Raw genomic sequence first — 14,351 nt, 5'->3', positions numbered from 1 at the left:
AAAAATATTATCTAGCTCTACATGGTCTATAGACAATGGTAAAACAAAAGCGATTATACAATCCATTACTTCACTTGCACATTACTTAGATTAAAATTTTTACAGAAGGTTAGAAAACCTCTTCCAGGTGACTAGTTTATAGGAAATGGATTGACCTATTTACAAGTATTTTTTCACTAAACCTTTAACAATAGACTAGCTTTTACAGTAATATAAGCAGAATAGGTGAATGAATAGATGAAGAAACAAAAAGGAATTTCCTATAAAACAAAGCTTTGGATGATTGTGTTACTTCTTCCATTTACCGTCACAATCTATATACTTGCAATTATAGGATGGAAAGAACTTGTGAAAATACCCGTTGTACAGGAATGGGCAGAAACGCTACAAAAAAGTACAGTAAAATTGGATGTGCCATCTGAATATATTGAGTTGTATAAAAAAGCAGAAGAAAATTATGGTGTCCCTTGGACATTATTAGCAGCACATCATCGCATTGAAACTAGATTTTCGACAATGGACCCTTTACTATCTCCAGTTGGTGCTGAAGGACATTTACAATTTATGCCTTGTACTTTTGTTGGTTGGTCGCACCCCAGCTGTGGGGGATTGGGTAAAGGAGAGATTCCAGAAAAGGATAAAATAAATCCAGCTGTTATTGAAAAGTATGGTGGCTATGGGGTAGATGCTAATAATGACGGTAAAGCAGATCCATATGATCTAGAGGATGCTGTTTATAGTGCAGCCAACTATCTCGCAGCAAGTGGTGCTGCAGATGGTGAAATAGAAAAAGCCATTTTCAACTACAATCACAGCGAGAAGTACGTAGAAGATGTTCTTTATTTTTATAACTTGTATGAAAATCAGTTAAAAGAAATTCAAGCAGCATATTACCCAACTGAATGAAATGAAGATTCCAGCTAGAAAGTACTAGCCAACGAGACTAAATTTCAATTACGCATTATCCTAAAAAAAGGAAGTACTCATAATGAGCACTTCCTTTTTTCATTTTTAAGCTTTACGCATAGCTTTTAAGATAAAGCTTAAAATTAGGACTAAAATAATTGCGCCGATTAATGCTGGAATAATTGCCATATCCCAAATTACTGGACCCATGTCGGAGAATATTAATCCGCCAATCCATGCACCGATAATACCTGCTATAATATTACCGATAATTCCACCTGGTATATCTTTACCTAAGATAAGCCCAGCCAGCCAACCGATTACTCCACCAATTATTAAGTATAAAATAAATCCCATTTTTTCCATCTCCTTATGAATGAATTATTGCTTCACACTCTTTATATATCCATTCAGGAGAGATAATAAACCTATACCAATTATTTTTCCTTACATTTGAACTTAATGACCTTAAAAAAAGACCTAGCCCACTCGTAACCGGCAGAATTTTAGCTTGAAACTTCATAACTGACTTCCCCTAGAAAAGGAGTGCCATTATTGAAATACATTCATCACTTTTCAAGTGATGACATTGGCGTTTGCACTTTTGTTATTTAACTGAACCACTTACAAACTGTTCATCTTTATAATACATATTTTTCACTAAAATATTTGGTCCTAAGCATTTAACAGCAGGACAATGGCAATTAAGTGATTTCGAAAGAGGAGAAGCTAGCCATTTATCAAAAATTGCTGGAAGCGTATCTGTTTGAATGTTTCCAAGAGCAGGTGCATCTCCAAAATCAGTGACAATAACTTCACCAGTAAATATGTTAACGTTCAGCCTAGATCGACCATCTGGATCATTCCTAGTGGAAACATTCTTCGTTTGGCGTAGTCGTTCTAATAATTGAATGCTTTTTTCATTTTGACTGCATGGATAAAAAGGTAATGTTCCAAATAACATCCATACATTGTCATCTCTGAAATCTAATATTTGTTCGATTGCTTCATGCGTTTCTTCTAATGTTAGTGACGTTAATGCGCTAGCAAAATCGGAAGGGTACATAGGGTGAATTTCGTGTCGAGCACATTTCATATCTTCTACTATTTGCTTATGAATATGCTCTAAATAGGGAAGTGTTTTTTTGTTCAACATTGTTTCTGCTGAAACCATCACTCCAGCCTCGGAAAGCATACGGCTATTGTCTATCATTCGTTGGAATAGGTTAGCTCGCTGTTCATATGTAGGTTTTCGTTCCATCATGGCAAATCCAGTTTCGACAAATTCATCTACAGTTCCCCAGTTATGAGAAATATGTAATACATCTAAGTAAGGCGCGATCATTAAGTAGCGTTCTGGTTCTAATGTTAGATTTGAATTCATCTGCGTACGAACGCCTCTATTATGAGCATACTTTAGTAATGGAAGAACATAATTGTTAATGGATTTTTTGGAAAGCATAGGTTCTCCACCAGTAATACTTATAGTTTTTAAGTGAGGAATCTCTTCTAATCGTTGGAGGATAATTTCTATTGGAATTGCATTAGGATCTTTCGTTTGTAATGTATAGCCCACTGCACAATGGGCGCAGCGCATATTACATAAAGTTGTTGTAGTAAATTCAATATTGCTCAATATTAGTTTTCCAAACTGCTCCATGTCTCGGTAGGCTTCCCACGGATCATTTATTGGATTCATCGTTTTCATTTCAATCATTATTTAAACTTCCTTTCAATAGTATATTGTCGCATATTTGAAGTGAAAAGAAAATAAGAGCCGATACTTGCTTGTTTATCATTTATAATGGGTATAAAGAAAGTACAACGTAAGGAGTGGAGGAATTATATGTTTATAGAAAAAATTAATGAAATAAGAAAGAATTTGTTTGTACAAATCGATTCACTAACGAATGAGCAATTTAACGAAAAACCAGATGAGGATTCTTGGTCACCGAAAGAAATAATAGATCACTTAGTGAAAATGGAACATACTATTATTAAAGGGATTAAAAAAGAGCTCGATAACCCAGCTAGTCTAAGGGCAAAGAAAAAACCAATACAATTATCAACATTACGAATAGTTAAAGTGAAGGCTCCAACCCATACCGTACCATCCAGTGAATATAAACGAACGGAAGAAATGAAAGCACAGCTTCACCAAGCAAGAATGGAACTCCTCTCTATTTATAAATCAAGCAATCCTTCCTTATTAAAAGAAAAATCTCTAAAGCACCCTATATTTGGACAAGTTCCTTTAATACAGTGGTTTGAGTTTACGGGATTGCATGAAAAAAGACATGCCAAGCAATTAGAAAAGACAATCGAAAAAATAAAAGGTCATTAACAATAATTATGACTTATAATAATTTTAATCTAATTTACTTATCAAGTATATTCAAGTATGATTAGTAGTGGAGAAAAGTCACTAGATAGACACTTTTCAATAGATCTTAGGAGGAATACACATGGCAAAAAGTAATTTACACAATAGCCGTACTTCGTTTTCTCTAAATGGTAAAGAGTATAACTACTATCGTTTAGCAGCATTAGAAGAAGCTGGCATCGCAAAAGTTTCACGCCTTCCTTATTCAATTAAAGTATTATTAGAATCTGTTCTACGTCAATACGATGGATATGTGATCAAAGAAGATCATGTAAACCAATTAGCAAAATGGGGTAAGGATGCTAATACTGAAGCAGAAGTACCATTTAAACCTTCTCGCGTTGTGCTTCAAGATTTCACAGGAGTACCAGTAGTTGTGGATTTAGCATCACTTCGTTCAGCGATGAATGAAATGGGTGGTAACCCAGACAAAATCAACCCTGCAATTCCAGTTGACCTTGTAATTGACCACTCAGTACAAGTTGACAAATATGGTACTGCATCGGCTCTACAAGCTAATATGGATCTTGAATTTGAGCGTAATGCAGAGCGTTACAACTTCTTAAAATGGGCTCAAACTTCATACGATAATTTCCGTGCTGTTCCTCCAGCTACAGGTATCGTTCACCAAGTTAACTTAGAGTACTTAGCACCTATCGTACATGTGAACGAAAAAGCAGATGGTACACTAGAAACTTTCCCAGATTCAGTAGTAGGTACTGACTCACATACAACAATGATCAATGGTCTTGGAGTACTTGGATGGGGTGTAGGTGGTATTGAGGCAGAAGCAGGAATGCTTGGTCAACCTTCATATTTCCCAATTCCGGAAGTAATCGGAGTAAAATTAGTTGGAGACCTTCCAAACGGAACTACTGCAACTGACTTAGCACTTAAAGTTACTCAAGTATTGCGTCAACAAGGCGTTGTTGGTAAATTTGTAGAGTTCTTCGGACCTGGTGTATCTAAATTACCATTAGCTGACCGTGCAACAATTGCGAACATGGCTCCAGAGTATGGTGCTACATGTGGTTATTTTGCAATCGATGAAGAATCTATCAACTATTTACGTCTAACTGGCCGTGACGAAGAACACATTGCTGTTGTAGAAGCTTACTTGAAAGCAAATGACATGTTCTTTGATCCAACTCTAGAACCTGTTTATACAGACGTTGTAGAGATCAATCTTGGGGATATCGCAGCAAACCTTTCTGGACCTAAACGTCCACAAGATTTAATTCCACTTACAGATATGAAGGCTCGTTACCGTGAAGCAGTTGTAGCTCCACAAGGTACACAAGGATTCGGTTTATCGGAAAAAGAATTTGATAAAAAAGCTACTGCTAAATTTGCAGAAGGTGATGTAGAAATCCCAACAGGTGCTGTAGCAATTGCTGCAATCACTTCTTGTACAAATACATCTAACCCATACGTAATGTTAGCTGCTGGTTTAGTTGCTAAAAAAGCAGTAGAAAAAGGTCTTACAGTTCCTGCTTACGTTAAAACTTCTCTTGCACCAGGATCTAAAGTAGTAACTGGATATTTAGAGGATTCTGGTCTAAACACGTACTTGGATCAAATCGGTTTCAATACAGTTGGTTACGGTTGTACAACTTGTATCGGTAACTCGGGTCCATTATTGCCGGAAATTGAAAAAGCAATCGTTGAAGAAGATCTATTCGTAACGTCTGTTCTTTCTGGTAACCGTAACTTTGAAGGTCGTGTACATCCACTAGTAAAAGCAAACTATTTAGCTTCACCACCATTAGTAGTTGCTTATGCTTTAGCTGGAACTGTAGATATTGATCTAGAAAAAGATTCTTTCGGTACAGACAAAGACGGCAACGAAGTATACTTTGCTGATATTTGGCCATCAACAGAAGAAGTAAACGAAGTTCTTTCAACTGTTGTTACTCGTGAATTATTCCAAAAAGAATATGCACGTGTATTCGATGAGAATGAAGCTTGGAATGCAATTGAAACATCAACTGAATCTCTGTATTCATTCAATGATAAGTCAACTTACATTCAAAACCCACCATTCTTCCAAGGACTATCAAAAGAACCTGGTGCTATCCAATCACTTGATAAAATGCGCGTAGTTGCTAAATTCGGTGATTCGATTACAACAGACCACATTTCACCAGCTGGTGCAATTGGTAAAGATACTCCTGCAGGTAAATACTTGCGTGAAAATGGTGTTGAAATCCGTGACTTTAACTCATACGGTTCACGTCGTGGTAACCATGAAGTAATGATGCGTGGTACATTCGCTAACATCCGTATCCGTAACCAAGTAGCTCCTGGTACAGAGGGTGGATATACAACTTACTGGCCAACAGGCGAAATTATGCCTATCTATGATGCAGCTATGAAGTATCAAGAATCAAATACTGGTTTAGTAGTACTTGGCGGAAAAGATTACGGTATGGGATCATCTCGTGACTGGGCAGCCAAAGGAACTAACTTATTAGGTATCAAAGCTGTTATTACAGAAAGCTTTGAGCGTATACATCGTTCAAATCTAGTAATGATGGGCGTATTACCACTTAATTTCTTACCTGGTGAAAACGTTGAAACATTAGGCTTAACTGGTAAAGAAGAAATCAGCATAAATATCGCAGAAGGTGTGAAACCTCGTGATATTTTACAAGTTACGGCTAAAGCTGAAGATGGATCTGAAAAAATCTTCAATGTGCTTGCACGTTTCGATTCAGAAGTAGAAGTAGACTACTACCGTCATGGTGGTATCTTACAAATGGTATTACGTAACAAAATGTTAGAAGTATAAGAAAAACACTAAAGAGACTTTTCCTTCATAGGAAGAGTCTCTTTTTTGGGTTCTCAACACTTTTAAGAGAGAATGATACCGCTGAGATGATAAGACTGGTCAAATTTTAGAAAGTGATCAAATTTTTTGTAATCACTTTTGAATTAGAAATGCTGTTATTCTAATGATAAATGGGGACAGTAAAATTTCTCTGTACTAGCGTCCAGTAATATTTACGAATTAACAGGAACAATATGTAGCTTCGTCTAAAGACTCTATTCATTTCGCAGAGCAATATTGTCTTTGAGAATGTACAGGTTAACGACTCGAAGTAGTAACGTAGAGGCAAGTAAACAATAGGTGAGAGTATGTAAAGAAGAAATAGAATAGATATGACTTTACTTTTTTCATTGTAAACATAGATAGAATTTTAGTTTATACTTAAAGGAACAACAAAAGGGGGAGTCTCAGTGTTTGGAAATTTATTTAAAAAGAAAGATCCCATCGAGAAATTTTGGCAGTACTTTATAGATCATGAAAAAGAACTATATAATTTACGAGATGAGGACATAGAAAGATTATTTGGAGATTTACATAGATTGTTAAACAAAGTAAATAACCAACTAGCGTTCTCTACACCATTACCATTAATTGAAGGTAGAAGGGAATTTACAATTAGTGGTTCACGTATCACAAAAAACTTTCCCGATGTTAAACGTTTAGTTGAGGCAGCTCCGGAAATGGATAAGTTTACTATCTTCGCATTTAATCAACCGAATGATGATGAAGATGGAGTAACACATAATGATGTAAAACTTTCTCGAGACGATGTCTTTTTTGACTATACATATAATCAGGAACCTGATGAACTCTTTATTACACTGTATATTAAAGGGTTTGAAGAAGAAAATGATGATTACTATGCAGTAGCTTTGGATTTGCTAGACCTAGTCATAGGGGAATATGTGCTCGGTACTGAAATTACCGAAGTCGAGTTTAACAAGCTAAATACAGAAGATGAACTATTACCAATCAATGATTTACCCAAAATACTAAAAGATGTTAGAAGAAATAAGAATGATATGAAAAAAATGTAAAGTATTCTTAAACAGTATTTTTATTTTCTTTTTAGTATAATGGTCACTGAGGTGACCATTAATGTTTTTAAGTGAAAAACAAATTGAAATACGTTATGCGGAAACAGATCAAATGGGCGTAGTATACCACGCAAACTATGTCATTTGGTTAGAAATCGGTAGAACCCAGCTTATTAAAGACTTAGGATTCTCCTATGCAGGTCTGGAGCAGGACGGATACATATCGCCCGTAACGAATGTGAACGTAAACTATAAAACTCCTGTTAAGTATGGCGAAACGGTTGTTATTAGAACATGGATTGAAAAACACAGTAAGCTTCGAACAACATACGGATATGAAATTGTTCATGAAGATGGAACTGTAGCCTCTAACGCTACATCTGAGCATGTAATAGTAAAGAAAGATAACTTCCGGCCTGTATCTCTAAAGAGGGTCCATGAGGCTTGGGATGCAAAGTATGTTGAAATAGCCAAGGTGAATGCTTAATGGCATTTGGAATTAAACGTCACGAGTTGAATGAATGGAAAATGGATGTAAAGAATGGAAAGATAGCATTTTTAACACACTATTGGATCGACGATCGATTTCCTGGCTGTAACACTGTGACTAAAGTTGGATGCAATGATGTGGCAAAGTTAATCGAATGGGGCCAGCAGTACGGCTTAAAGGCAGAATGGATCGACTATAAGGAAGCATATCCTCATTTTGATTTATTTGGCAAATATGAATTAGAAATTATGAAAAAGGAAGGATTGAAGGATCAGTTAGATAGGTTTAAGCATTCCTTTAGTCGTTAAGGTACATAAAAACAGCTTGTGATATGTAAAATCACAGGCTGTTTTTATTTACTACTAGCAGTTTATAGATACAATTAGTGAATTATTTCATTCTAAACATTTAGATTTGGATTAGCGTCTTGAGTACTTTTTACTGGGTCACCATAAGCAGTAGTATCTTTCTTTTTTGATTTAATATTTAATCTTATACTGCTATCATTTTGGGTGCTTTCAGCAATTGGTGAAGTAGCTTTAGCATACATATTATTGCTTGAAGGAGAACTATCTTTTATAGGATCACCGTAAGCAGTATAGGTAGAAGTATCTTTATTATCCAAACTTTTGTTTGAATTAATTTTGCTTTTTTGTTGGCCCATTTGTGCGTACTCTCCTCTCTTGTTACAAATAACAACCTTATAATCTCCAAGTGAGAAAAAATTATACTTGATAAAACTTTGAATAAAAATTATGATAAAGTACGTTTATATCCTAAGAAACTACGAAGAAACTCTCCAAACAAAAAAAGCGAAACCTCTAAGGGTTACGCTTTTTTGTATGCATAAGATAATTCATCTCTAGTAGAATCTAACTCTACATATAAATCATGTCCATCAAAATACCATTCGTCCGTTTCTTCTATAAAAAATAGGATATCATCTTTTTTATAGGTCACAGTAGGCTCAAAAGGTATGTCCTTAGTGACACCTAAGGAAAATCCTTCATGAAGAGGACTCGACCCTCCGTAACGAGCAAAAAAACGAATTGTATCGCCTTTTACAGCTTCCATTTCTGTATGAAACCAATTCATTGCTTCAGTAGATATTAGTATTTTCATACGTACCACCATACTTTCATCAGATTAGATCCAAGTTACTTTTGGTTCGGTACCAGCTTTAATACGTTTGATATTTGCTCGGTGACGATAAAATATAAATAGTGCTAGCAATAACACAATAATTATTAGCGGCCAATCATTATCTATCGTAAAGTAATAGATAACACTATAAAGGACAGCAACAATCGCTAAAATCATTGAAGTTAATGATACCATTTTCGTCAATTTCAAGATGATAAAAAATCCAATAACTAAAATGACAAAAATTGGCCAATTATAACCTAGCAGAAGACCACCTGAGGTTGCTACAGCTTTTCCACCCTTAAACCCAGCAAAGATTGGGAACATATGACCCACAACTGCTACAATACCAAGAATAAGTGGATGAACATTTGCAGCTTCAAAAATTGCCAATGAGCCTAACAGAGTTGCTGCAGTCCCTTTCAGAATATCCAAAATAGTAACAACTAATCCAGCTTTTTTACCAAGTGTTCTAAAAGTGTTTGTACCACCTAAATTACCGCTACCATGCTCACGTATATCTATATTGTAAAATAGTTTACCAACCCATAGTCCGGATGGGAGAGAACCAATAAGATAAGCGAGTAAGAGTAAAAGAATTATAATCATAGAATACTCCTTTAATATAAATCTATATTATCCTTAACATTTTAAGTGTACCATGTACATTTGTTAGTATTCAATGCCCTAGCTAGAAAGGTTTTTCAAATCTTTTCTTAAGTCGTGATACAATTGAATAGATAAACGAAAGAAAATTACATAAAACCAAATAAATTGTTATTATTAGGTTATAATCAATGGTAGTCGAACTAGTAGAGCAGATGGGGTAGCTATACGCTTACTCCAATTTTTTATTCCCTATTTCTATTAGTCAAGAAGGAATACTGTAAGGAAATAGAGAATGCATGAAAAGGTGGTTTGCATTCTTATAAATCTTTCCTTACAATTATATTCTGACATTAAATACTGAAAAAATTGACATAATGAGTATCCATTTGTACGCTTAAGAAATAATAAAGAACAGATGTTTTTTTTTGGAGGGAACGTATTTGAGTAAAGTTGGAACAGTAAATAGCTATAGTGATGATGATATCCAGGTCTTAGAGGGCTTAGAAGCAGTTCGTAAAAGACCAGGTATGTATATTGGTTCAACAGATGCAAGAGGTTTGCATCATTTAGTATATGAAATAGTAGATAATGCAGTAGATGAAAGTCTTGCGGGTTTTGGAGATCATATCATTGTAACAATTCATGAGGATCAAAGTATAACCGTGCGTGATTTTGGCCGAGGAATGCCAACTGGTACACATAAAACAGGAATACCAACTGCAGAAGTTATTTTTACTGTTTTGCATGCAGGTGGTAAGTTCGGTCAAGGTGGATATAAAACAAGTGGAGGACTTCATGGTGTAGGTGCATCTGTTGTCAATGCACTTTCAACGTACGTAGATGTGGAAATCCACCGTGAGGGTAAAAAGTTCCATCAAAGATTTGAAAATGGTGGTAAAGTTGTTCAATCGTTAAAACAAATTGGAACAACGAAAGAGACTGGGACATCAGTACGTTTCTTACCTGATGCCACGATTTTTTCTGTATCCAAATACAATTACGAAACATTATGTGAAAGGTTAAGAGAATCTGCTTTTCTATTAAAAGGACTAAAAATCGAGTTAATAGATGAGCGTACCGAGGCACATGACGTATTCTTTTATGAAACAGGTATAGAAGCGTTCGTTTCCTATTTGAATGAAGAAAAGGACATCCTGCACCCTGTATTTTACATGGAGGGCATACAAGATGAGATTGAAGTAGAATTTGCCTTTCAGTTCAATGATGGATATTCGGAAACCATTCTTTCATTCGTAAATAATGTACGGACACGTGATGGCGGAACTCACGAAACAGGAGCAAAAGCAGCTTTAACTAGAGTTTTTAACGAGTATGCACGTAAAACTAATCTGTTAAAAGAAAAGGCGAAAAACCTAGAAGGCTCAGATATAAGAGAAGGTATATCTGCAATTATATCCATTCGTATCCCAGAAAATATTTTACAATTCGAGGGTCAAACTAAAGGGAAACTTGGAACTAGTGAAGCTAGAGGTGCTGTCGACTCTGTTGTTTCTGAGAAATTACAATATATTTTAGAAGAAAATTCAGAGTTAGCATCTTCTCTAATACGAAAAGCAATTCGTGCACAACAAGCAAGAGAAGCTGCTAGAAAGGCACGTGAAGATGCTCGTAACGGGAAAAAGCGTAAACCTTCTGAGTTACTATCGGGTAAGCTAACTCCTGCCCAATCTAGGAACGCTGCGAAGAATGAACTTTATTTAGTCGAAGGAGACTCGGCAGGTGGGTCTGCAAAACAAGGTCGAGATCGGACATTCCAAGCAATCCTTCCACTGCGAGGAAAAGTTATTAATACAGAAAAAGCAAATCTAGCAGATATTATGAAAAATGTTGAAATTGCAACGATTATTCATGCAATCGGTGGAGGCGTAGGGGCAGAATTCCAACTTGATGATATTGCATATGACAAAATAGTCATCATGACGGATGCAGATACCGATGGTGCACATATTCAAGTACTTTTATTAACTTTCTTCTACCGTTATATGAAACCATTAATTGAAAATGGAAATATATATATTGCATTACCACCACTCTACAAAGTTTTTAAAGGTGTAGGTAAAAAGGAAGTTTCTGAGTATGCATGGACAGAAAAAGAATTGGAAGCTGCTTCCCGGAGGATTGGAAAAGGATACATACTCCAACGTTACAAAGGTCTCGGGGAAATGAATGCTGACCAATTATGGGACACAACGATGAATCCCGAAACCAGAACACTCATTCGTGTGACCATTGAAGATGGTGCACGAGCAGAAAGACATGTGACAACTCTTATGGGAGACAAAGTAGAGCCCCGTCGAAAATGGATAGAAGCAAATGTTAACTTCAGCTTAGAAGATGATTCGAATATATTAGAAAATGATAGATTACACACGGAGGATGAATTAGCATGACACAAACCGAAAGTTATCAAAATTTGCCATTAGAAGAGGTGATCGGTGATCGGTTTGGTCGTTATAGCAAATACATCATTCAAGATCGTGCACTGCCTGATGCCCGAGATGGTCTTAAGCCCGTTCAACGCCGTATCTTATTTGCCATGTTCCAAGAAGGCAATACAAATGATAAACCATTCAGAAAATCCGCTAAAACTGTTGGGAATGTAATTGGGAACTATCATCCACATGGTGATAGTTCCGTTTATGAAGCAATGGTTCGAATGAGCCAGGACTGGAAGCTACGCCATATGACCGTAGAAATGCATGGTAATAATGGTTCTGTTGACGGAGATCCCCCAGCTGCGATGCGTTATACAGAAGCAAGACTGTCAGCTATTTCTCATGAACTACTTCGCGATATTAATAAAAATACAGTTGACTATATTCCAAACTTCGATGATTCTGATTCCGAACCGGTAGTATTACCAGCAAGATTCCCAAATTTAATCGTAAATGGATCTACAGGTATATCGGCTGGATATGCAACTGATATTCCACCCCATGCGTTACATGAAGCACTTGATGCAGTACTGATGAGAATTGAAAATCCTGCTGCCACTGTAGATGAGTTAATGACCGTTATCAAAGGTCCCGACTTCCCTACAGGTGGAATAATACAGGGCGTAGAAGGTATTAAAAAAGCATACGAAACAGGAAAAGGTAAAATTGTAGTTCGTTCCAAAACGGAGATAGAAACTATAAAAGGTGGTAAGCAACAAATTGTTATTACCGAAATTCCTTTTGAAGTGAACAAAGCAAATCTAGTGAAGAAAATTGATGAACAAAGACATGATAAGCGTCTAGAAGGTATTGCGGAAGTTCGAGATGAATCCGACCGCACTGGTTTACGCATTGTCATTGAAATGAAAAAAGAAATAGATGCACATGGTATTCTTCAATATTTGTTAAAGAATACTGATTTACAAGTAACTTATAATTTCAATATGATTGCCATTCATAATCGAAGACCAACAATGATGACTCTACCACTTTTGTTAGATTCGTATATCGACCATCAAAAAGAGGTAGTAACTCGACGAACGATTTTCGATCTGAAAAAAGCTAAGGATCGACTACATATTGTAGCGGGTCTCATGAAAGCACTTTCTATTTTGGATGAAGTAATTAAAGCAATCAGAGCATCTAAAGATAAGAGAGATGCAAAAAATAACTTAATTTCATTATTTGATTTTTCAGAAGCACAAGCTGAAGCAATTGTTTCCTTGCAATTATATCGATTAACTAATACAGATATTACAGAACTCAAAAATGAAGAAGAAACACTCAATAAATTAGTTAAGGAATTAGAGAGCATCCTTGCAAAAGAATCAGTTCTTTTAAAAGTCATTAAAAAAGAACTTTTAACAGTACGAAAACAATTTGCAGAACCACGTAAATCAATAATTGAAGATGAAATTGAAGAGATTAAAGTAACATTAGATGTCCTTATACCAAGTGAAGAGGTATATGTTACTGTGACGAAGGACGGCTATATTAAACGGACAAGTACACGTTCATATACAGCCTCTAATGGCCAGGATTTTGCTATAAAGGATTCGGACTATTTACTTTATAAAGAGCCAATTAATATGCAGAGTCATCTGCTATTATTTACTTCTAAAGGCAATTACATTTACCAACCTGTACATGAATTACCAGATATTCGTTGGAAGGATCTTGGTCAGCATATTTCGAGCATTGTACCTTTGGATTCTCAAGAAAGAATTATCCAAGTCATGGGAATCGATTCCTTTGACAAAGATTTGAGCGTTTTAACAGCTACCAAGGATGGACAAATAAAACGTTCATTGCTCTCTGATTATGTTGTACAAAGATACGCAAGACCGATTAAAACGATAAACCTGAAGAAAAACGACGAGCTAATCATGGCAGAACTCGTCGCACCATCCGATGATGTATTAATAACGACATATGCTAGCTATTCAGTCCGCTTCTCTCTAGATGAAGTGCCAATCACCGGTGTGAAAACTGGTGGGGTTAAAGCCATTAATCTAAAAGACCAAGATTTTGTAGTAAGTGTCAATCCGATTTCACAAGAAAGCAAAGAAGATATTATGCTAATCACCCATAGAGGTGCTGTTAAAAAGATGGTCATAAATGAAATTGAGTCTGGCGTCAGAGCTAAGCGTGGGGTGCTCACTTTAAGAGAGCTTAAATCGAATCCTCATCGCGTATATGATGTATTATTAGTAGAAAAAAATGACCTACTTGTTATTGAAACAGAGAAAGGTCAGGAAACAATAGAAGTAAATGCTTTCCGCCCATCGGATAGATATTCTAATGGTTCATTTGTTGTTGATACAGACAAAGATGGTCCTTTAGCTCGTGTGTGGAAACAGTCAAAAGAAGAGAATTTATAAACACAAAAGACAGGCAAATGTAAGTATTTGTCTGTCTTTTTTTATTGATGAGAACAAGGCTCTCACATGTGGAATTGATTCTCTATTAAAAAAAGCTTATTCAAATCTCAACCATG

13 protein-coding genes are annotated in these 14,351 nt (G+C 35.9%); 8 read left to right on the top strand and 5 right to left on the bottom strand.

Going from position 1 to position 14,351, the window contains the following annotated elements; translation table 11 throughout:
• Positions 1 to 237 precede the first annotated feature (237 nt).
• Entirely contained in the window at positions 238 to 906 is a 669-nt protein-coding gene (locus MKY29_RS09910; RefSeq protein WP_241599294.1) for a lytic transglycosylase domain-containing protein, read from the top strand.
• Between the two features lie 105 nt (positions 907 to 1,011).
• Here MKY29_RS09910 and MKY29_RS09905 read toward each other — a convergent pair whose 3' ends face one another.
• A complete protein-coding gene (locus tag MKY29_RS09905) occupies positions 1,012 to 1,263 on the bottom strand; it encodes a GlsB/YeaQ/YmgE family stress response membrane protein (RefSeq protein WP_090569294.1) in 252 nt (83 codons plus the stop codon).
• A gap of 250 nt (positions 1,264 to 1,513) precedes the next feature.
• On the bottom strand, positions 1,514 to 2,614 hold the full coding sequence (gene yfkAB / locus MKY29_RS09900) for a radical SAM/CxCxxxxC motif protein YfkAB (protein ID WP_416235934.1): 1,101 nt from the start codon (positions 2,612 to 2,614) through the stop codon (positions 1,514 to 1,516).
• Positions 2,615 to 2,752: 138 nt separating this feature from the next.
• Here yfkAB and MKY29_RS09895 point away from each other — a divergent pair, with 138 nt between their 5' ends.
• The 5 genes from MKY29_RS09895 to MKY29_RS09875 all read left to right on the top strand — a co-directional run bounded on the left by MKY29_RS09895 (position 2,753) and on the right by MKY29_RS09875 (position 7,954).
• Positions 2,753 to 3,250: a DinB family protein gene (locus MKY29_RS09895; protein WP_340879672.1), complete on the top strand. Its 498-nt coding sequence runs from the start codon at positions 2,753 to 2,755 to the stop codon at positions 3,248 to 3,250.
• A 121-nt stretch (positions 3,251 to 3,371) separates the two neighbouring features.
• Positions 3,372 to 6,080: an aconitate hydratase AcnA gene (gene acnA / locus MKY29_RS09890; protein WP_093495763.1), complete on the top strand. Its 2,709-nt coding sequence runs from the start codon at positions 3,372 to 3,374 to the stop codon at positions 6,078 to 6,080.
• A 449-nt stretch (positions 6,081 to 6,529) separates the two neighbouring features.
• Positions 6,530 to 7,156 (top strand): hypothetical protein, encoded by a 627-nt coding sequence (locus MKY29_RS09885; RefSeq protein ID WP_340879671.1) that lies wholly within the window; start codon positions 6,530 to 6,532, stop codon positions 7,154 to 7,156.
• A gap of 61 nt (positions 7,157 to 7,217) precedes the next feature.
• Positions 7,218 to 7,643, top strand: coding sequence for an acyl-CoA thioesterase (locus tag MKY29_RS09880; protein WP_340879670.1), 426 nt, complete (start codon positions 7,218 to 7,220; stop codon positions 7,641 to 7,643).
• Positions 7,643 to 7,954 (top strand): hypothetical protein, encoded by a 312-nt coding sequence (locus MKY29_RS09875; RefSeq protein WP_093495761.1) that lies wholly within the window; start codon positions 7,643 to 7,645, stop codon positions 7,952 to 7,954. The genes MKY29_RS09880 and MKY29_RS09875 overlap by 1 nt, the downstream gene beginning before the upstream one ends.
• A gap of 92 nt (positions 7,955 to 8,046) precedes the next feature.
• Here MKY29_RS09875 and MKY29_RS09870 read toward each other — a convergent pair whose 3' ends face one another.
• From MKY29_RS09870 to plsY, 3 genes are all read right to left on the bottom strand, one after another.
• Complete coding sequence (locus MKY29_RS09870; RefSeq protein WP_340879669.1) at positions 8,047 to 8,310, bottom strand: hypothetical protein; 264 nt, start codon at positions 8,308 to 8,310, stop codon at positions 8,047 to 8,049.
• A gap of 164 nt (positions 8,311 to 8,474) precedes the next feature.
• On the bottom strand, positions 8,475 to 8,768 hold the full coding sequence (locus MKY29_RS09865; RefSeq protein WP_090569271.1) for a HesB/YadR/YfhF family protein: 294 nt from the start codon (positions 8,766 to 8,768) through the stop codon (positions 8,475 to 8,477).
• A 24-nt stretch (positions 8,769 to 8,792) separates the two neighbouring features.
• On the bottom strand, positions 8,793 to 9,398 hold the full coding sequence (gene plsY, locus MKY29_RS09860; RefSeq protein ID WP_093495758.1) for a glycerol-3-phosphate 1-O-acyltransferase PlsY: 606 nt from the start codon (positions 9,396 to 9,398) through the stop codon (positions 8,793 to 8,795).
• Positions 9,399 to 9,838: 440 nt separating this feature from the next.
• On the opposite strand from plsY, the gene parE reads away from it, so the two are divergent.
• Complete coding sequence (gene parE, locus MKY29_RS09855) at positions 9,839 to 11,809, top strand: DNA topoisomerase IV subunit B (protein ID WP_093495757.1); 1,971 nt, start codon at positions 9,839 to 9,841, stop codon at positions 11,807 to 11,809.
• Positions 11,806 to 14,235: a DNA topoisomerase IV subunit A gene (gene parC / locus MKY29_RS09850; RefSeq protein ID WP_340879668.1), complete on the top strand. Its 2,430-nt coding sequence runs from the start codon at positions 11,806 to 11,808 to the stop codon at positions 14,233 to 14,235. Before parE ends, parC begins: the two co-directional genes overlap by 4 nt.
• Positions 14,236 to 14,351 lie beyond the last annotated feature (116 nt).

It is taken from the genome of Psychrobacillus sp. FSL K6-2365, from assembly GCF_038003165.1.
Taxonomy (GTDB): Bacteria; Bacillota; Bacilli; order Bacillales_A; family Planococcaceae; genus Psychrobacillus; species Psychrobacillus psychrodurans.
Note: the sequence above shows the minus strand (reverse complement) of the source record. Positions and strands in the feature narration are given on the sequence as shown.

What these genes read in the sequence shown, in the direction of transcription:
- plsY (WP_093495758.1), bottom strand. Translation starts at nt 9,398, where the DNA reads ATGATTATAATTCTTTTACTCTTACTCGCTTATCTTATTGGTTCTCTC.
- MKY29_RS09895 (WP_340879672.1), top strand. Translation starts at nt 2,753, where the DNA reads ATGTTTATAGAAAAAATTAATGAAATAAGAAAGAATTTGTTTGTACAA.
- MKY29_RS09905 (WP_090569294.1), bottom strand. Translation starts at nt 1,263, where the DNA reads ATGGGATTTATTTTATACTTAATAATTGGTGGAGTAATCGGTTGGCTG.
- MKY29_RS09880 (WP_340879670.1), top strand. Translation starts at nt 7,218, where the DNA reads ATGTTTTTAAGTGAAAAACAAATTGAAATACGTTATGCGGAAACAGAT.
- yfkAB (WP_416235934.1), bottom strand. Translation starts at nt 2,614, where the DNA reads ATGAAAACGATGAATCCAATAAATGATCCGTGGGAAGCCTACCGAGAC.
- MKY29_RS09870 (WP_340879669.1), bottom strand. Translation starts at nt 8,310, where the DNA reads ATGGGCCAACAAAAAAGCAAAATTAATTCAAACAAAAGTTTGGATAAT.
- MKY29_RS09865 (WP_090569271.1), bottom strand. Translation starts at nt 8,768, where the DNA reads ATGAAAATACTAATATCTACTGAAGCAATGAATTGGTTTCATACAGAA.
- parC (WP_340879668.1), top strand. Translation starts at nt 11,806, where the DNA reads ATGACACAAACCGAAAGTTATCAAAATTTGCCATTAGAAGAGGTGATC.
- MKY29_RS09910 (WP_241599294.1), top strand. Translation starts at nt 238, where the DNA reads ATGAAGAAACAAAAAGGAATTTCCTATAAAACAAAGCTTTGGATGATT.
- acnA (WP_093495763.1), top strand. Translation starts at nt 3,372, where the DNA reads ATGGCAAAAAGTAATTTACACAATAGCCGTACTTCGTTTTCTCTAAAT.
- MKY29_RS09875 (WP_093495761.1), top strand. Translation starts at nt 7,643, where the DNA reads ATGGCATTTGGAATTAAACGTCACGAGTTGAATGAATGGAAAATGGAT.